The sequence below is a fragment of the Pseudoalteromonas sp. US3C1013 genome, assembly GCF_048401115.1.
In the GTDB taxonomy this organism is placed as follows: domain Bacteria; phylum Pseudomonadota; class Gammaproteobacteria; order Enterobacterales; family Alteromonadaceae; genus Pseudoalteromonas; species Pseudoalteromonas undina.
The window spans coordinates 50998-70067 of the sequence record NZ_CP183075.1; the positions used below are offsets into that span (position 1 = coordinate 50998).

General features: G+C 39.7%; 19 protein-coding genes and 1 pseudogene. 6 read left to right on the forward strand and 14 right to left on the reverse strand.

Translation table 11 applies throughout. The features are described from left to right. Window positions 1–180 precede the first annotated feature (180 nt). Together ACNSN2_RS00250 and ACNSN2_RS00255 are read right to left on the reverse strand one after the other, a co-directional pair. Window positions 181–609 (reverse strand): hypothetical protein, encoded by a 429-nt coding sequence (locus tag ACNSN2_RS00250; RefSeq protein ID WP_075170854.1) that lies wholly within the window; start codon window positions 607–609, stop codon window positions 181–183. Between the two features lie 96 nt (window positions 610–705). Then, window positions 706–1089, reverse strand: a complete 384-nt coding sequence (locus ACNSN2_RS00255) for an RNA-binding S4 domain-containing protein (protein ID WP_008108378.1) — start codon at window positions 1087–1089, stop codon at window positions 706–708. A gap of 244 nt (window positions 1090–1333) precedes the next feature. Here ACNSN2_RS00255 and ACNSN2_RS00260 point away from each other — a divergent pair, with 244 nt between their 5' ends. Both ACNSN2_RS00260 and ACNSN2_RS00265 read left to right on the forward strand, forming a co-directional pair. Next, window positions 1334–1615: a hypothetical protein gene (locus tag ACNSN2_RS00260; RefSeq protein WP_008108379.1), complete on the forward strand. Its 282-nt coding sequence runs from the start codon at window positions 1334–1336 to the stop codon at window positions 1613–1615. Between the two features lie 585 nt (window positions 1616–2200). After that, window positions 2201–2617: pseudogene (locus ACNSN2_RS00265) on the forward strand (hypothetical protein); the annotation flags it as partial. A gap of 8 nt (window positions 2618–2625) precedes the next feature. On the opposite strand, the gene ACNSN2_RS00270 reads toward ACNSN2_RS00265, so the two are convergent. The 5 genes from ACNSN2_RS00270 to glnA form a co-directional block, all read right to left on the reverse strand. Continuing rightward, on the reverse strand, window positions 2626–3084 hold the full coding sequence (locus tag ACNSN2_RS00270) for a Crp/Fnr family transcriptional regulator (RefSeq protein WP_008108381.1): 459 nt from the start codon (window positions 3082–3084) through the stop codon (window positions 2626–2628). Window positions 3085–3106: 22 nt separating this feature from the next. Beyond that, complete coding sequence (gene ntrC, locus ACNSN2_RS00275; protein ID WP_010391999.1) at window positions 3107–4492, reverse strand: nitrogen regulation protein NR(I); 1386 nt, start codon at window positions 4490–4492, stop codon at window positions 3107–3109. A 15-nt stretch (window positions 4493–4507) separates the two neighbouring features. After that, the gene (gene glnL / locus ACNSN2_RS00280; RefSeq protein WP_418608080.1) at window positions 4508–5578 is read right to left on the reverse strand and encodes a nitrogen regulation protein NR(II); all 1071 of its coding nucleotides are present in this window, start codon (window positions 5576–5578) and stop codon (window positions 4508–4510) included. A gap of 81 nt (window positions 5579–5659) precedes the next feature. After that, the gene (locus ACNSN2_RS00285) at window positions 5660–6181 is read right to left on the reverse strand and encodes a DUF4124 domain-containing protein (protein WP_138595574.1); all 522 of its coding nucleotides are present in this window, start codon (window positions 6179–6181) and stop codon (window positions 5660–5662) included. A gap of 114 nt (window positions 6182–6295) precedes the next feature. After that, window positions 6296–7702, reverse strand: a complete 1407-nt coding sequence (gene glnA, locus ACNSN2_RS00290) for a glutamate--ammonia ligase (RefSeq protein ID WP_010392004.1) — start codon at window positions 7700–7702, stop codon at window positions 6296–6298. Between the two features lie 508 nt (window positions 7703–8210). On the opposite strand from glnA, the gene typA reads away from it, so the two are divergent. After that, window positions 8211–10034: a translational GTPase TypA gene (gene typA / locus ACNSN2_RS00295; RefSeq protein ID WP_010392008.1), complete on the forward strand. Its 1824-nt coding sequence runs from the start codon at window positions 8211–8213 to the stop codon at window positions 10032–10034. Between the two features lie 286 nt (window positions 10035–10320). Here the strand turns inward: typA and ACNSN2_RS00300 are convergent, their stop codons facing one another. From ACNSN2_RS00300 to ACNSN2_RS00315, 4 genes are all read right to left on the reverse strand, one after another. Continuing rightward, complete coding sequence (locus ACNSN2_RS00300) at window positions 10321–11049, reverse strand: CBM9 family sugar-binding protein (RefSeq protein WP_054202782.1); 729 nt, start codon at window positions 11047–11049, stop codon at window positions 10321–10323. Window positions 11050–11126: 77 nt separating this feature from the next. Continuing rightward, window positions 11127–11552: a BLUF domain-containing protein gene (locus ACNSN2_RS00305; RefSeq protein ID WP_010392015.1), complete on the reverse strand. Its 426-nt coding sequence runs from the start codon at window positions 11550–11552 to the stop codon at window positions 11127–11129. 73 nt (window positions 11553–11625) lie between these two features. Next, complete coding sequence (locus ACNSN2_RS00310) at window positions 11626–12717, reverse strand: MBL fold metallo-hydrolase (RefSeq protein WP_054202781.1); 1092 nt, start codon at window positions 12715–12717, stop codon at window positions 11626–11628. 133 nt (window positions 12718–12850) lie between these two features. Further along, window positions 12851–13507, reverse strand: coding sequence for a DUF2959 domain-containing protein (locus tag ACNSN2_RS00315; protein WP_076922684.1), 657 nt, complete (start codon window positions 13505–13507; stop codon window positions 12851–12853). Between the two features lie 86 nt (window positions 13508–13593). Between ACNSN2_RS00315 and ACNSN2_RS00320 the strand changes: the two genes are divergently transcribed. Together ACNSN2_RS00320 and dtd are read left to right on the forward strand one after the other, a co-directional pair. Then, window positions 13594–14475: a virulence factor BrkB family protein gene (locus tag ACNSN2_RS00320; protein WP_418608083.1), complete on the forward strand. Its 882-nt coding sequence runs from the start codon at window positions 13594–13596 to the stop codon at window positions 14473–14475. Further along, window positions 14476–14913, forward strand: coding sequence for a D-aminoacyl-tRNA deacylase (gene dtd / locus ACNSN2_RS00325; protein ID WP_010392023.1), 438 nt, complete (start codon window positions 14476–14478; stop codon window positions 14911–14913). On the opposite strand, the gene ACNSN2_RS00330 is transcribed toward dtd, so the two are convergent. After that, complete coding sequence (locus ACNSN2_RS00330; RefSeq protein ID WP_418608085.1) at window positions 14910–15656, reverse strand: spermidine synthase; 747 nt, start codon at window positions 15654–15656, stop codon at window positions 14910–14912. The two genes, dtd and ACNSN2_RS00330, sit on opposite strands and share 4 nt — an antisense overlap. Window positions 15657–15779: 123 nt before the next feature. Here ACNSN2_RS00330 and ACNSN2_RS00335 point away from each other — a divergent pair, with 123 nt between their 5' ends. Then, window positions 15780–16673 (forward strand): bifunctional GNAT family N-acetyltransferase/hotdog fold thioesterase, encoded by an 894-nt coding sequence (locus tag ACNSN2_RS00335; RefSeq protein WP_010392028.1) that lies wholly within the window; start codon window positions 15780–15782, stop codon window positions 16671–16673. A 54-nt stretch (window positions 16674–16727) separates the two neighbouring features. Here ACNSN2_RS00335 and ACNSN2_RS00340 read toward each other — a convergent pair whose 3' ends face one another. Together ACNSN2_RS00340 and ACNSN2_RS00345 are read right to left on the reverse strand one after the other, a co-directional pair. Beyond that, window positions 16728–17759, reverse strand: coding sequence for a phospholipase A (locus ACNSN2_RS00340; RefSeq protein WP_418608087.1), 1032 nt, complete (start codon window positions 17757–17759; stop codon window positions 16728–16730). A gap of 184 nt (window positions 17760–17943) precedes the next feature. Beyond that, complete coding sequence (locus ACNSN2_RS00345; RefSeq protein WP_054202777.1) at window positions 17944–19065, reverse strand: succinylglutamate desuccinylase/aspartoacylase family protein; 1122 nt, start codon at window positions 19063–19065, stop codon at window positions 17944–17946. Between the last annotated feature and the right edge of the window lie 5 nt (window positions 19066–19070).

Here is a 19070-nt window from a genome sequence, read left to right on the forward strand (position 1 = left end):
TAGATTAATATTCTTGTAAAAGTGACCTCTGTAGTGATTTGCAAAGTGTGTACCATGATAAAAAATACCATATTGTATAATTTATTTTGGTCGTTATTTAAATAGAGATGAAGGCCAAAAGTTAAAATTCAAGGGATACTCTGAGTAATAATTGGCCACAAAACTAAACTCAAAAAAGTGCTATTTAAAGTAGTCCTGTTGTTTTAAATGAAAACTTAAATACACCAATGCAATCGCAATTATGGTGACTGCAATAGGCATAAAAATAGCGCTAATACCAAACAAGTTGATGCTATTAATAATCATAAAATTATAGTATTGCTGAGCTAAAACCGCTGCCAAAGAGATTATTAATGTTAATCTGGCTAGAGACTTTTTGAATAACAAAAGTACGCATCCTAATGCGCCGCCAAATACCGCAATAGCAAACGCTAAAGTAGCCCATAAAGGTTGGCTGTTATAAGCAAGTTGTTGTTCTTCAGGTAGTTTACTTATCATCTCTGGAGAGAGAAACAGCTGCATGACAAATGCAAGAATACCTAATATGTTCCATAATAAGGCAGTAATAAGTACGGGTTTTATCCAGCGGTTTGAGGTGTTTTCTGACATGTAAGCATCTATTTTTTATTATTGATATTCTATTAAAGAATAAAAAAGCCAGTGATGCAAACTGGCTTTTAATAACACATATAACTTAAGCAAATGTTAGCCAAATGAAATAGGGCGACGACCCGTTTTTTCATCAACTTTAGGCTTTTTAGTGCGTTTGCGTTTATTTTTAGCCGGCTCTGTTGTTGCTACGGGCGCGGCTTTTTCTGCTGTAACTGTTTCATCAATAACTGGACGTTCTGCTGGAGTGGCATCTTCACTTAACGTTAATTGAAACAACTCGCCATCAAATGCAAGTACATCACCGCTGTATAATTTTTTCCGTTTGATTGTACAAATTTCATGGTTAACACCTACATAGCCTTCGCTAATTAGGTTTTTTGCTTGACCACCACCTTCAACAAGATCTAATACCTTTAATAATTTGCACAGCTCTATAGGCTCTTCTTCTAACTCAACTTCTATATATTCTTCGTTCATCATGTTTCTCAGTGGGGGTGGTATTAGCTGTAGTATAAAGGCTCAGTGGCTATTTTGCACCAAAGTGAGCTTGTTAGGTGAGTTGATTATGTGATTTTTTATGAAACTTTTTATCTCTTTTTATAGTCTTTAAAAAAACTGAAGTAATTTAGGGTTAAGCTTCACGCGAAAAAAATTACACATTGGCGCGCTAATTGCCAATATCGGCCGTATAAGAGATTGAATATAAATAATGGAGTAAAACATGGGCATAAGATTAGCGATGAAAAAAGAGCTAATGGGCTTAGAGCATTCAGATCTGTTAACCGCTGATGATGTAAGAGCGCATCTAGCACAACAGGTAAAAGAAGACACTGAACGTGGCTTTTCAGTTATCTCTAAGTTTAACGATACCCATAGCCAGCTAACTAGCGGGCTTAAAACCAAACAAAGTGAGCTAGTATTTGAGCGTCATCGGTTATTTAATGAAGTGCTGTACAAACGTCAAAGTGTCGATGCATGGCTAAATAACCAGACTTCAGGTTAAACAGCCAAATAAATTAAGTTGCGATTTTAAATCACTCCTTTAGACTACACTTGTAATCAACGGGGGTGATAATGAAAAATGGAATTTTAGCGTGTGCACTCATGCTATTGTTGAGTGCATGCCAACAGCCTACAGTGTATATATTTAGTAAAGGTTTATCGGACTCACAGCGCAGCAGTTAGAGGCCGCACTCAAAACACAATCCCTACCTTACGAATATGTTGAACACGACATCCCTCGGGAATTTGGCGTAGCTACTTTACTATTATCAAATGATAGAATTTTACGCCAAGAAACAGAGCAGTTAGCTACTATTATGCAGGGGTTAGGGTCTGTTGATCTTTGCGGATTAAAATTTGTTCAAACTAGGGGCGATTTAATCGCGGCGCGAGGTTTGTAACCTAGTGGGCTAAGTCAAAACCGAGGAACAAAGAGTAAATTGCCCCTAGGAAGAACCCGAAGGGCAGCGCCTGTTTGGTATTAATGCGGCGTTATCGCCTACTTATGGGGAATAACCACACTACATAGGCTCTGCCTTGCCTAAATACCAAACAGTCTGCTGCAAATTTAACCTTGAAAGGTTAACAGACCCTAAGTTATCAACCCGAAATTAGCTACACCACACGCGCAAATCACTTTTATGGTGATGGTAATATCGGTTTTTACCTAAAAAATACTAATGCAGACGACGCTTTTACCATGCCTTCTCGGTTGCGAACAACCCAGTGCGAAAAAGATGAGTTTAATGACCTAGTCGTAACCTTTACTGATCAGCATGCTGAGTTCACATTAATCAGCGGCGCAAAAGTCACATTGAAATGGGAATATTTATACGGCTATTTAGTTATTTACTACAGCAATTATTCACAAACCTACACTCATTCACAGCCATTGGTTAAGACTCCTTTTGGCGAAAAACCATCAGACACATATACCATAACAGCTCATGTAAATAAGCCAGGCTGGCTTAATTGCTCAATGCAGGTTGTTTATATGGATTAAGTTAACTGTTAACCGTGCTCTTCTATATGCTCCGAGAGTTTTGCAATGCGCAGGCTCATACCTTCAATAATACGGTCTTTAATTTTTTCGCGTATGACATTAGGTAGGCGGGTGAGAGCATCTGCAGTTATAGCCAGTACTATGGCGCTTTCTTTGGCGCGTGCATTAATACTGCGCTCTCGGTTATTAATAAATGCACCTTCACCAATAAATTCGCCAGGTTCTATACTGCCCAGTTCCAGTAGGTGATTGTGTTTAAACACCATTAAAGATCCACTAAGCACAATAAACAGTCGCTTGTCGTTATCAAACTCTTTAAATAAAAACTGATTTTTATTTATTAAATAAAGTAAACCAAACGACTCAAGCAAAATCTGGCGCTCATTGAGTGTGAATTCTTTAAAAAAATCTAAGCGATTTATAATTTCCATTTGCTTAAACAAAGGGATGTTTTCAATTAACTTCATGCTTTCTCTATGCTTCTAACAATCAGCTAATATTGCGCTCTTTTAATTTTCGGGTCAACGTATTGCGACCCCAACCAATTTTTACGGCAGCTTCTTGCTTATGGCCAGAACAATTAGCGAGGGCTGTTTTGATTAAGCGGGTTTCTAGCTGGGCTTGAATATCCGGCCAAATATTTTCTTTACCTTGTTTAAATTCTTGATTAAGCCACTGCTGAAATGAATCTAGCCAATCCCCTTCTTGGGTTGCGGCGGCATTATCAATAATTTCAGGAGGTAAATCTTGCTCGCCAATCAGCTCTCCTGGCGCCATAACGGTTAACCAGCGGCAGGTGTTTTCAAGTTGGCGAACATTCCCAGGCCAATTAAATAAACACAATTGCTTAATCGCTTTAGGGCTTAATACTTTGCTATCTACTTGCAGGTCTTTTGCACTTTTATGTAAAAAGTGTAGCGCTAAGCGCTCTATATCTTCGGGACGCTCGCGTAAAGCAGGTAAACGCAGGCGAACCACGTTTAAACGATGAAATAAATCATCTCTAAACTTACCTTGTTTTACCAGCTCTTCTAAATTTTGATGGGTAGCAGCAATAATGCGTACATCTACTTTTATACTTTGATGACCCCCCACGCGATAAAATTCGCCATCGGCCAATACACGCAATAAGCGGGTTTGTACATCCAGTGGCATATCACCGATTTCATCCAAAAATAAGGTACCGCCATTAGCTTGTTCAAAGCGGCCTTTACGCACGCTATCAGCCCCGGTAAAAGCGCCTTTTTCGTGGCCAAACAGTTCAGATTCAACTAATTCTTTAGGGATGGCGGCCATATTAAGGGCTATAAATTGGTTTTCTTTACGCGGGCTGTGGTTATGCAAAGCGCTGGCAACCAACTCTTTACCTGTTCCTGACTCACCGTTGATGAGTACGCTCATACTTGATGCTGACAGCTTACCTATAGCACGAAACACTTCCTGCATAGCCGGGGCTTCACCAATAATATGGGCACTTTTGGGGGGCGCGCTTTTACGTTTGGTTTTTTTAGTTGAATTAGCTCGATACGCACTTTCCACCAGTGCAACCGCTTCATTTAAATCAAACGGCTTGGCCAAATACTCAAATGCGCCTTTTTGGAATGCATTAACGGCTGAATCAAGGTCTGAGTGGGCGGTCATAATGATCACAGGTAGTCCTGGCGTTTGCTCTGCTATGAGCTCAAGTAACGCCATACCGTCCATACCAGGCATTCGCACATCGGAAATCAACACGCTAGGTTGACTAAATTTTAGCGCGTTAAGTACGTTTTGTGCATCTGCAAAACTTTCTACTTCAAACCCTGCGCGAGTCAGTGCTTTTTCTAGTACAAAGCGAATTGAGGCATCATCATCTACAAGCCAAGCTGTTTTCATGCAAACTCCAAAGTATTAATCTGTAAACGGCAGATAAATATTAAATTCAGTATGTCCCGGCCAACTATCACATTCGATATAGCCATCATGTTGATCAATCAAGGTTTGCGCTATAGATAATCCAAGTCCCGAGCCACCTTCTTTATTGGTGGTCATAGGGTAAAATAAGGTGTCGCGTAAATTGGCATCAATACCCGGGCCATTATCCATTACTTGAATAAGGAGTGCCTTTTTAGGGGCTTTGCCAGGACGACGATGCTGGTAATTAATCCGCGTTTTTATTTTTATTTCGCCACCATCTACCAATGCTTGTTGTGCATTACGCACAATGTTTAGCACTACCTGTTGAACTTTGCTCTGATCAATATAAACATCAGGAATACTCGGATCGTAGTCTTTAACTAACCGAATATCGCGGTTGTTATCTAAGGTACTGAGTTTTACAACCGACTCTAATGTTTGATGTATATTGCCATACGATTTTTGCGGCAGCTGATTAGGCCCAAGGAGTCTATCAACTAATTCACGCAATCGATCGGCTTGTTCAATTATCAGTTCTGCACATTGATCTCTTTCTTGCTGATCACCTTCATACTGCAATAATTGCGCCGCCCCGCGAATTCCACCCAGTGGGTTTTTAATTTCATGGGCTAAACCGCGAATTAAGTTGCGTGCAGCTTGGTATTGATGCATTTGGTTTGAAACTTGATCGTGCTTTATTTCGTCATCAGTTTGTCGACATTCAAATAAAATATAAAAGGTGTTGTTATGCTTTATTCGTCGCGTGCTGACCGCTAATTTTGCATGGCGAGAATCGATAAACACCACGTCAGCTCTATGCTGGTGGCAGTCTACACCATCAACCAATGAATACTGTGCAATACGTTTTAAGTCGATAGAGTGGTAATTAAATAAATCATCGAACGCTTGTCCTAGTAAGCGCTTTTCGCCTAAACCAAGTAATTCACTGGCACTGGTGTTGGCATAAATGAGCGTAAAGCTTTCATCAAGTAACATTAGGGCGGTGGTTTGGTTTTGCCAAATTATATTTAGTAGCTCTGGGCTAAAATGTGTTTTGTTTATCATTATTGCACCATTTTAGTGCGCCTGGGGAGGTAGGCAAGGTTTTTAGTAAAATATACGCTAATTGTACGTACTTAACTGCAATTACCGACCTATATTAAGGCCTTTGCGATGCATAAAAAATACACTCTCAGGGCTAGTTGCAATTACTTGGTTTTGTTTATTATAAAGTTTAACTTGTAGTGTGTGTTGCCCGCGCTCTACATCTCTTAACGCCAGCGTAGTGGTGTCACTAGGTTCACCAATGGCAACGCCATTTAAAAATAAACCAATGGTAAATCCAGCTTCAAACCGAGGCGCAATCTGAGTTGAAACATACACAGAGCCGGTGTTTTCTCTTATAGTTTGGTTGGGCTCTGGCGAAGTAATACTAATTTTAAACTTTACCGCTGTTTTAGTTGGTGAAGTATCAAGTATGTCAGTATTAGTTGCAGGCATGTTTAAGTGTTGGCTAGTGAGTTTAACCTCTTTAGCACCAGGTTGAGGGGTATCTGAAAAAACCAGTACACCGTTTTTGTCTTTCCATGCGTAAATTTTTTTATTATTTGCATGGCTATTAAGGCTTATCATTAAAGCTATTAATAGCAACAAAACCTTACCTATCATCCTGCTAACCTGCATTGTTTAAACTTATTTCACTTTAGTGTAGAACCGTTAAATTTACCATAAAAAAAGCCCGCAGAGCGGGCTTAAAACACACATTATTTATCGGTTAATAAATTAACAGCTGTAGTACATTTCAAACTCAACTGGGTGAGTTGTCATGTTAAGTTTTTCAACTTCTTTTGACTTAAGTGCAATGTAAGCATCAATTAGGTCATTAGTGAATACGCCACCTTGGTTTAAGAACTCACGGTCTGCATCTAATGCCGCTAGTGCTTCATCTAATGAGGCTGCCACTGTTGGAATTTCTGCTGCTTCTTCAGCTGGTAAGTCGTATAAATCCTTATCCATAGCATCGCCAGGGTGAATTTTGTTTTTAATTCCGTCAAGGCCAGCCATAAGCATTGCTGAGAATGCAAGATATGGGTTAGCAGTTGGATCTGGGAAGCGCACTTCAATACGACGACCTTTTGCAGATGGAACCACTGGAATACGAATTGATGCTGAACGGTTACGGGCAGAGTATGCAAGCATTACCGGTGCTTCAAAGCCAGGTACTAAACGTTTGTACGAGTTAGTTGACGCGTTAGCAAAAGCGTTGATTGCTTTAGCATGTTTGATGATACCACCAATGTAGTAAAGCGCGTCTTCAGAAAGACCGCCGTACTTATCACCTGCGAATAAGTTTACGCCGTCTTTAGCTAAAGACTGGTGACAGTGCATACCTGAACCGTTATCGCCAACAACAGGCTTAGGCATAAAGGTTGCTGTCTTTCCGTATAAATGAGCCATGTTGTGAATAACATATTTCATTTCTTGGATTTCGTCTGCTTTTAAAACCATAGTGTTAAAACGAGTTGCGATTTCATTCTGACCGGCAGTCGCCACTTCGTGGTGATGTGCTTCAACAACTTGGCCTAGCTCTTCAAGAACTAAACAAGTTGCAGAACGCCAATCTTGGAAATCATCAACAGGTGCAACCGGGAAGTAACCGCCTTTAACACCTGGACGGTGGCCTGTATTGCCATCTGCATATTCTTTATCTGAGTTCCAAGCTGCTTGCTTAGAATCAATTTTATACATTGAGCCTGACATGTCAGACTTGTATTTAACATCGTCAAATACGAAAAACTCTGGCTCAGGACCAAATAAAACTGTGTCAGCAATACCAGTAGAGCGCATGTACTCTTCAGCGCGTTTAGCTACTGAGCGCGGGTCGCGCTCATAACCTTGTAATGTAGAAGGCTCAACCACGTCACAACGAACGATTAGCGTTGTTTCTTCTGTGAAAGGGTCAAGCTTAATTGAATCTGCGTCAGGTAATAACACCATGTCTGATTCATTAATGCCTTTCCAGCCAGCAATTGAAGAACCGTCGAACATTTTTCCATCTTCAAAAAAGTCTTCATCAACTTGATGATGAGGAATAGAAACATGTTGCTCTTTACCTTTTGTGTCAGTAAAGCGTAAATCAATGAACTTAACGTCATTTTCTTTAATAAAATCTAAAACCGATTGTGACATGTGTCCTCCAACTATTGGGTTTTATTATTGCTGCTTAGATACTTTAAATACTAACAAGCTGATTTTATGCCACTATTATAATCTATTGTTTTTTATGTAAAAATATATAAACAACATAAAGGTGATATAGATTAAGCACTATTTTGGTGCGTAATAATTCCAAAAAGGTGCAACATTTACAGAGTCATAATTGCTTGCAAATTAATCACCTTAGACTAACACAAAGAAAATGCAAAATACGCAGTAAAGTCGCTTTAAATTAACTCAAACCCACCTTTTGAGATAAATTTATAAAAATTAATCATCAAAATTAATTATTTTAAAACAAAGGGTTAATTATTTTATTGCGAAAGTTTGAAATTTTATTTTGGATAAACTTTCATCCATTCCATTTATAGGGGATAATATGCGCCCTTTTAAATCCTATGCTGGGACATCTCGTGAAAGCGCAGGTGAGTACGTATAGCCCCCTGCAGGATCAATGAGATCAATTTCTCTGAGTGAACATATGAGTATCGAAAAGTTAAGAAATATAGCAATTATCGCCCACGTTGACCACGGTAAAACAACACTGGTTGATAAACTACTTGAGCAATCAGGTACATTAGAAACACGCGGCGGTAATGAAGAGCGCGTGATGGATTCAAACGACATTGAAAAAGAACGTGGTATTACCATTTTAGCGAAAAACACCGCTATATCTTGGAATGATTACCATATCAATATCGTAGATACTCCTGGACACGCCGACTTCGGTGGTGAAGTTGAACGCGTACTTTCGATGGCTGACTCAGTACTACTACTTGTTGACGCTCAAGAAGGCCCAATGCCACAAACGCGTTTCGTAACGCAAAAGGCATTCGCGCAAGGCTTAAAGCCAATCGTTGTTATCAATAAAATTGATAAGCCAGGTGCTCGCCCTGATTGGGTTATGGATCAAATCTTTGATTTATTCGACAACCTAGGCGCAACTGATGAGCAGTTAGATTTTAAAGTAATCTACGCATCAGCAATCAATGGTTGGGCTACATTAGATTTAGACGAAGCATCAGATAACATGGAACCTATGTTCAAGATGATCGTTGACGAAGTATCACCACCGGATGCAGATCCTGAAGGTGACTTCCAAATGCAGATTTCACAGCTTGATTACAACTCTTATAAGGGTGTAATTGGTATTGGTCGTATTAAACGTGGTTCTGTTGCACCTAACCAACAAGTTACGGTTATCAGTGCAGACGGCACAACTCGTAACGGTAAGATTGGTTCAGTACAAAGCTACTTAGGCCTTGAACGTATTGAAACTGATAAAGCTTACGCTGGTAACATCGTAACAGTAACAGGTTTAGGCGAGCTTAAGATTTCAGATACGCTTTGTTGTCCAAACAACGTTGAAGCATTGCCACCACTAAGTGTTGATGAGCCAACAGTAACAATGACGTTCTCTGTAAACAACTCTCCTTTCTGTGGTAAAGAAGGTAAGTTTGTAACATCACGTAATATTCGTGAGCGTTTAGACAAAGAATTAGTACACAACGTAGCACTTCGTGTTGCAGATACAGATAACCCAGATAGCTTCCGTGTATCGGGTCGTGGTGAATTACACCTAGGTATCTTAATCGAGAACATGCGTCGTGAAGGTTACGAGCTTGCTGTATCTCGTCCAGAAGTAATCTTACGTACTGTTGATGGTGTGTTAGAAGAACCGTATGAAACACTAACAATTGACTGTGAAGAAGAGCATCAAGGTTCTATCATGGAGCAAATTGGTCTTCGTAAAGGTGAGCTAACTGACATGGCACCAGATGGTAAAGGCCGTATGCGTATGGACTTCATGATCCCAAGCCGTGGCTTAATCGGTTTCCAAACTGAGTTCATGACATTAACGTCGGGTTCTGGTTTACTTTACCATACATTCGATCACTACGGTCCGCACAAAGGTGGCGAGCTAGGTGTTCGTAAGAATGGTGTAATGATTGCAAACGCAACAGGTAAAGCACTTACTAACGCATTATTTAACTTACAAGAGCGCGGCCGTTTATTTATCGGTCACGGTGTTGAAGTTTATGAAGGTATGGTTATTGGTATTCATAGCCGTGATAACGACCTTACAGTTAACGCACTTAAAGGTAAGCAACTTACAAACGTTCGTGCATCTGGTACAGATGAAGCACAAACACTAACACCAGCACTTAACTATTCACTTGAGCAAGCGCTTGAGTTTATTGCTGATGATGAGTTAGTAGAAGTAACACCTGAGAACATTCGTATTCGTAAGCGTCATTTAACTGAAAATGAGCGTAAACGTGCGGGTCGTGCTCCTAAGTCATAATCTATAAATTTAGAATAATGACTTTAAAAGCCGCTGTATTGCAAAATACAGCGGCTTTTTTGTTTTTAAAGTAAGAGAAGCTTTCAGTTTTTAGTTATCAGTATTGAGCTCTAAAAGCGCAGCGCCTCTTACCCTCTTTGTAAAAAATTCACTTAAAAATATTTATACAAAGAGAAGAGAATGAGAAGTAAAAGAGTAAGAGCTAAAACAACTGATAATGTAAAACCCCTATTTTTTTTGGTTTCGTTGCGCTCAACCCAACAAAAAGGCCAGTTCGCTAACTTCATCACTTTTTCGGTAGTAAAGTGATTTTTCCAAACACATCAGCATCTATATAGCCAAGGTTGCGACTGCCGTTAACAGGCTGTACTTCATGTGAACCCATGAAGTGCTCACGAACTTTACTGCCGTCGTTATCGCAATATGCGAGCATAAAGCCAATAACTTGTTTTTCAGTTAATTTAAGCGGAGTGTTTTGTGCGCCTTGTTGGAAATCGTTTGGGTAGAGTTTTATCGCCACTTCCCACGTGATGTTATAGGGCGCAGTGGTATTGCGTTTCCAGTTACTAACTAAGTGGTCGGTATATAAATGCGCTTTTTTATCAGGCCCATAATCGGCAGCTTGGTTATCAAGGCCAATATGATAAGCAAATGCTGTATGGTTAAATTGGTGATTACCGCCAGATGCGTCACTATCTATAAACACTTCTAAGGCATCATCGTCCCAGTATTTATCCGTTGGATCTGGGTGAGTATCAATAAGCACATCATCACTAATGTCTGCTTGTAAATACAAGTAGTTTTCATCCCACAAAAGACGATAGCGACCTTTAAAATCCTTGTCTGAGTCTGGTAGGGTGCCGTCCATTAAGTATGGCATATTATGCCAAGTGGCTTTGTCCCATGCACTTTCAGAAACCCCATCAATAGTAATAGCTGTTGGTGTATGACTAACGTCAATAGCCATGATTGGCTGGGTAAAAAGTAAGCTAAAAGCGAGTAGTGTTTTTTTCATTAATCATCTCATCAATTAAGGATGATTTAGCTTGGCTTAAATAGCAATCAAAAACAATCTCGTCGTCTATTTTTATACTAACTGATTGTGCCTGCTATGCTGTCTTTTAATGCGAGCATTAATAAATGCGCACTTTCTCCAGACATTTTAAAAGGATTAAAATCAATGGAGCCTGAAAACTTGAGATTCAGTGATTCGGTTAGCTTAGATTGCGGTACATAGCCCATTGACCATTTTTCAAACTCTCTTTCAGGAATTTGGGTATAGTTGAGCATAATTACATTGTGGTGACGTTTATCGTTTAATATTTGTTGGTAGGTATTATTTACAGCCGTTCTAGAGCCTTCCAGGCATTGTAAAAAGTAATCATTACTAAAACATAACATGCCGGTGACGTTTGTTTTTACATTATAGGTTCGAGCGCTTTGTAAAATATTTTCTATATCTTTAGGCCCAAAACCACTACTAATTTTGCTGGCGTAAATAAGTCGTACAAGAAACATAAAACCTCCTCACTGTTTAGTTAATTAAACATAGTTCAGCAGAGAAGTTATTACTAATTTTGTAAATGACTGATTAAAGTTTAATACTCTCACCTTCATTTAAAATATGCAGGGGTATTTTCGAGTCCATCTTTTTGTGCATATACAATAAACGCAGTAAAGCTGAATGACTCGTGCGATCGCCCATTTTCCATGATGAGTTACCGTATCCCCAAGGTATCATTATTTTACAGTTTAGCTCTTGTGCTGCTGTTAGAGCGTCTTCTGGGGTTGTATGAACGTAACGATACCATTTAGGGTTATCTTCGCTATAGTAAGACGCTATCGGCATTAAGCACACATCAATATCGCCATATTTTTTCTGTATATCGCTGAAGTGTTTTGAGTAGCCAGTGTCGCCTGCAAAAAATAAGGTGCTGCCATTTTGTTCAAGTAGCCAGCCATTCCATAGGTCTTTATCGTTGTCTTCATAAATAAAGGGTACTAAAACACGGCTGCTAAAGTGATGAGCAGGCAAGGCATGGATAGCTAAATCGCCAATATTTGTTTTTGCATACCACGCCATTTCACTAATATTAAACCCGCCTGTAGGGAAGTTGTCGGCCATGCCTAGTGGTGTTAAGTAGCGGGGTTTATTACCGATCTCTTCTATATCTGCTTTATTAAAGTGATCGTAATGAATATGCGAGTACATCACAGCGTCTAAGTTTTTCAGTTCACTATCTGTGAGCCAATCGCCGGGCTGTCGGTAAAACCCAGAGGCTAGTCTAAATGCTAAATCTACAGGTGAGTCAAACTGCTCTTTTACAGGATCAAGTAACACTTGCTGTCCGTTAGGCGTGCGGATCATAAACCCAGCATGCCCCAGCCAGCGTAAGCTAAAGCCTGTATTTAAATTCATAGGCTGTTGCTCACCAATAAATTGGCAGTTTTCGCTGTCTTTTTCGCATTGTAATTTAGGGCTAGTTGGGTAGCAGTTGCTTTTACAGGTAGTCGGGTAAGTTTTTTTACCCGGGTAGAGATTATGAAACCGTCCTTCTCGCTCGCCATTTTGATGTAGCGGGGTAATGGTTTGCTCCCCTGCAATAACTTCAACATGGTTAGCTGTTTGGCAGGCGCTTAGCATTGTGCATGCAAGTATTAGGGTAATGGCTTTGAACTTCATTTTACTGTTCTAATTATTATTATTTTGTAAAAGTATAACAACAACAGCGGATTATCGAAGAGCTTAAAGGTAACAAAAAGTAACAATAAAAAAGCCTACAATTTAGTAGGCTTAGTAAACGAGTTTATAGTAATTAGCCTGTGGTATTCATTTGCTCAATAAATTTATTTGAGTCTTCAATCGACTTATTCATGTCATTCATGAGTAACTGAATATCACGCTTTAAGTTAGTAAACTCGCCTTTTATAGCGGCTACCGCTTGTGCGTTTAAGTTATGTTTTAAGTAAAGCACGTTATCTTGTAAAGACGATAATACTGGCTCCATTTTGCTCTCAGCACTGCGCATTGAGCTAAGTAATTGGCTAAACTGGCGCTGAGTTGCAGCTAGTTTTTTACTGCTTTGACGCTTAAGTGAGGCGCTTTTGTATTGCTCTAACTCATCGCTCCACTCATCAAACAACGCATCAGCTACATCTTCTACTTTATTTATGTTACTTGATACTTCGTTTGCCGCCGCTAAGCTCGACTCGTAATCGTCATTAAGTTGATTGTAAGCATCTTGCAACTCACCGCCATCGAAATTAATTAAGGTAGTTAGGCGCTCGAGTGCTGATTGAAATTCTTCTTGCGACTCTTGTTGTGAGTCTTTCGTTTCTTCAACGCGGTCAATAAGAATGTCACGTTTATGTACGCCTACTTTTTCCATTGCCGAATAATAAGCCGACTGACAACCTGAAAGCATCAGCATTAACGAGAGTATGGCTGTCCCTAATAATGTTTGTTTTTTCATCTGAATTCCTATTTACGAGTGTTAATGCTGTAAATTATGGCCTTGATTGTTATTATAATCAAAAGCCCACCAACAAAGTTAATTGTATGAATGATAAGCTCTCCCATTATAAACAGCAAGTTAAGGTGTTTCTAAAACAGCAACCAGGCTGGTGGATGCAATATTTTAATCGCTGTATAGACGATCAAATAACCATTAATGCAGGGTATTTAGCATACGTTACCTTGTTGTCGTTGGTTCCGTTGATAGCGGTGGGTGTGGCAATCTTCTCTGCTTTTCCAGGGTTTGAATCGACCCGTTTAGCCATTGAAAGTTTTTTATTTACTAACTTTGTGCCGACTTCTTCCGATGTTATTAAAGAACATATTAGCTCGTTTGCTGGTAATGCTAATCAAATGACGGCGGTAGGTATTGGCTTTTTGGCAGCCATTGCCTTGCTACTTATTCGTAATGTAGATGCCACGCTAAACCGTATTTGGCGAGTAAAGAAAAAACGCCCAATGATGATATCCTTTGCTGTGTATTGGATGGTACTGAGCTTGGGACCTGTACTACTGGGTGCGAGTATTGGTGTCACCTCTTATATTGTGTCGTTAGTGTCGTTCGCTGATCAGGGGATCCCTGGGTTTAGTGGTTTTTTATTAAAACTACTCCCTTATGCTATTTCTATGGCAGGTTTTATTATGCTGTATACCTTAGTGCCGAATACGCGAGTTTCATTTAGGGCTGCTATTCCAGGTGCACTGTTTGCTGCAATGTTATTTGAGTTAACCAAAAAAGGCTTTGCTTTGTACATTAGCCATTTTCCATCATACGAAGTGATTTATGGTGCGGTAGCAACCATTCCTATTTTGTTTGTATGGGTATACTTGTCGTGGGTAGTAGTGCTACTAGGTGCTGAATTTACTGTGTGTATTAACATGCAACATTACAATAAAAAAGAACAACGAGCAGAGGATGGTGAATAAATGCAAGGACTAATTCAACGGGTAACACACGCCAACGTAGCAATAGAAAAACAGATTGTTGGTGAAATAAAACAAGGTATTGTATTACTGCTTGGTGTTGAAAAAGAAGATGATGAGCGTGTTGCTGATAAACTATTACACAAGGTCAGTAATTATCGAATTTTTAGTGATGAAAATGATAAAATGAACCTCAGTCTTAAAGATATACAAGGCGAACTATTAGTCATATCGCAATTTACACTTGCAGCTAATACCAAAAAAGGCATGCGTCCTAGTTTTTCATCGGCAGCCACACCAGACCAAGCGCAAGCATTATATAATTACTTTGTTGAGCAGGCTAAATTACTCGGTATAAAGGTAGCGACCGGTGTATTTGCAGCCGATATGCAGGTTAGTTTATGTAACGACGGTCCGGTTACCTTTAACTTAACCGCTTAAAGTGTTTTTTCAACAACCACAATGTGATTCACAAATCCGGTGATCTTTTTAATACTAACTGCTTCCCCAAACACGCGCTTAAGCACAAGTTGTAGCTGTGTAAGTTGGGAGGTATGTTGCGATAAAAAGTTAATAAATAAGATGCCCCGCTGAGCAAGCGCCTCATAAATTGTTTGATAAAAACATAAATCAAATAAGAATCTAGGGGCGTCTAGTTCACTAAATAAATCTAAAATAATCCAATCTATATTCACCGCTGACTTTAAAACTGTTTGTGCGTCTTCACAGTAAATTTGGCCCTGTTCATTAAGAGCAAAAAAATCTTGATAACAGTCAATTATATGAGGGTTTTTTTCTACTGAAGTTAGCTGCGCTTGAGGGTACTGTTTTAATAAGAAGTTACGTATAGCACCACCACCTAAACCGAGCTCAAGTATTTTTTTAGGCGCTGGTCGTTGCTGCCAAACCGTTGCTAAATAGGCAAGGTGAGGAAACAGTAATACTTGTGGACTCCGGGTTAAAATAACTGATTGCAAGGTGTTGTTAATAAGTAGCCAGCGCAGCTGTTGATGCTCTCGAACTTGTATATTTATGCCATGTTGATTATGCCAATAAAGTAACTGGCCTAGCGATGAACTATGCTCAATAAAGTGCCTGCTTATCAGGCCACTGCTACCATGGATATATTTATTCATGGTATTGAGCATAAACCAGCAGGGGTAAAGCGCAATCGATTTTGTCATTAATTTTTTACAGTCATTTATAGGAAACCAAAGTCGTATTTGCAGTTTTACCCAGATCGAGTATGGTGTTTTTCACAAAATGCACAGCGTAATATTTTTACATTTTTAATTTATGGAGTCTGTATGTTTCAAGTGAGCACCCCTCAAAGTAGTGAAGACTGGCAAGCCTATTATCAATTACGCTGGCAAGTTTTACGTGCACCATGGGGCGAACCTCGTGGTTCTGAGCAAGACGATTTAGAGCAAGAAGCTGAACACCGCTTTATTAAAAATAAAGCAGGTGAAGTATTGGGTGTGGCGCGTTTGCACTTTAATAATCAGCAACAAGCTCAAGTACGTTATATGGCGGTTGCAGAGGGTAACCGTAATCAACATATTGGTAGCCGCTTATTACATGAGCTAGAAAAAATAGCGTGGAATCAAGATGCTGATGAATTAGTGCTGTTTGCTCGCGAACGTGCTCTGGAATTTTATCAGCGCCATGGCTACGAAAATAAAGAAAAAGCGCATTTAGCCTATGGTGATGTTCAACATTATAAAATGGTTAAGCTCAAGCCGAGTGAGCCAGGTTGGTTTCGTCACCCTAATTGGACTCAAGTACTGCAAAATACATGGCGTGAATCAATCCCTATTAGTGATGCAATGGGGATAAAAGTAGAAAGCTACACTGATTGGCAATTTACTACTCGTGCAGATTTAAATGCTAACTTAAACTTACACAACACCATGTTTGCAGGCTCTATTTACAGCCTAGCTACACTAACGGGTTGGGGAGCAACGTACTTAGCATTAAAAGAAGCCGGACTTGAGGGTAATATAGTGTTAGCCGATGCTAATATTAAATATTTAAAACCACTGAATACCGACCCTAAAGGCTGTGTTGATATTCAAACCTGTAAAGGTAACTTAATAGAGTTACAAGAGGCGGGTAAGGCGAGCTATTTAGTGCCAGTAACCATTTTTGATGGTGATCAAGTAGTTGCTCAGTTTGAAGGGCAGTTTGTGGTTAAAAAGTAATAAGAATAAACGAAAAAGCCAAGCGAGTTGCTTGGCTTTTTTTATTAGCGGTTATTACAGTAAATCAGTCAGTAATATACCGACACCAAAGCGTTCAATATCGGCGTTATAGTCTATTAAACTCTCACCATAGCCATTAAAATACTGCGCATAGCCGCGTACTCTTCCCCATAGAGGGAATGACCAATCAAGCTGAATTGCCCCGCGGTTATCTGAATTTAAATTATTACGAGTCATAAAACTAAATTCATGATCGTGAAAGCGATACGCGCCACCAAATTCAAAGTAACCCATGTATTTATAGATATCAGGGTTATCGTCACCTCGTGCATCTAACGGCGCAGGCTTTTTGTTTTCAGGAATGCGGTACCAAGGCTTAAAGCTGAATACAAAGCCGTCATTTTCCCAAATGAAATCGGCATAAATACGGTTCCAAGAACGCGAGTTTGGCTGACTTCGGCCATTAGATTGGTGCGAAATACCAATGGCTATTGCCATTTCATCGCCCCATAAAACGTTTTCAGGGTCTAAGTAATTAATCCAGAAAATTTCTGGTTCGTAATTAGTCTCACGAAAAGGAGATGAAATATCGTCGTTATATACTTGCCAGTATGACTGCAGTGTAAAGCCAAAAAATATAGCTTGGTCTGAGTCGGCAAACTCATCATACAAAGGTACTTTAATTGATAACTGATATTTAGCTTCTAGGTTATCGAGAGGGTCGCCATCTTTTTTATCGGTTAATTCTGCAAATCCATCAAACGGGCGAGTGTTTGGGTTCGACATATAAGAAACCGGTAAAATATAATTACGTTTATGCGGCGTAATTACATTACGATTCTTTTTGCCAACCGCTTCACGGGCTTGGCGTTTATCGATAGCTGTTAGCTGCTTGCTTTCTTCAACTGCAGAGCATTTTTCGCGCAATTGATCGAGGGTTTGCTTACCGTCTCCACCTATCACTTCATTTAATATACATTGTTTAACCAGCTCAAGTTCATTGTTTTGCTCGTTTTTTGCTGTTTCTTCAGCAATAACAGCAGTACTTAGTAATGTTGAGAGTAGTATCCAGTGGCGCCAACTCATTATAATTCCTTTGTAAGTGAGGGAAGTAACAGATTTGTGGTGATTATAACGCATTTTTAACACGTATACGGTGAACTTGTCCTGAACTTTAATAAAGCAAAAAGAAAAGCGACCTAAGTCGCTTTTACTGGATAACTAGCTAATAGCTCGCTAGTTAGACTCTCACGCAATGAGAAGGGGTGAGCTAGAGCTCAAAAACGTTTGTAAAAAACTTATAAAGTTCAGTGCCTTGGTTCACACTAGCTGAGGCAAAATGCAATATCGCAATCGCATCAAGATCAAAGCTTAATGTTTGCAGTGGTTGTTCGCTTAGGTAGCGTTCCATTCGTAGTATTTTAGCTATAGGTTCGCCCGCTTTAATGTGCCCACCAAGGGGGGCTAAGTATTCAACCATGCCACCCATAGGCGCATAGTAAGCAATATAATCATTTAGTTGGCAGCCATACCTTGTCATCACTTTTGGCTTGTAGGGCGCATCAACAAATACTTGCTTATGATTTAAATAACTTAAAATACTTTGAGCATCATCAAACGCCGCGCTTAAATCTATTTTTTCTTGGCTTCCCAGCTCTACCGTAAAGGCTTCAACTTGTACGTTAAAATTTCGGCCTTGCTGAGCAAGTTGCTCGCTAAGTTGCCACCATGGACAAAAGCTCGCTTCATCCATTGCCCCATCAAAGTCATTAGGAATCACTAGCACATGGGGAATATTAAAGTAACGGGCACTTTCTGTGGCATATTCAGGACAATATAAGTGCTGACTAGAAATAGGCCCAGTGTGTAAATCTAAAACAATATCAGCTTGATGCGCTAGTCTTTGTAAGTTTAGCGCTATGCGTTTACCCGTTGTTAAACGATAGTCTGGGCCATTAAGTTGCTGCTCAACATCATTAATTAACGCGGTTTTAAACGCTGTTTTTAGAGCTGTATCGTCAGCGTCGTAGTATTGCTTTGCAAACTGTGATGCAAGCTGATTATTACAGTGATACATACGATTCCAATTAGTCCCCGTAATAGGGTCGAATCGGCCAAGCGTAAATTCGCCCGATTTTTGATTACAGCCAATGGGGTTAGCGTAGGGAACTAAGGTAATATCACCTTTTAAATTAAGGTTTTTTAGCTGTTCAAGTAGCTGATAAATAACCGCGTTACCTTGCACTTCGGCGCCATGCATATTAGCTTGTATATACACACTTGGGCCTGTGCCATCGCCCTTTAAACGATAGACAGGAATGGTCAGTGGTAGGCCATTTGCCACTTCACCAACTACAATATTTTCCTGGCTTATAGCTGTGGTGTTATTCATTTTTA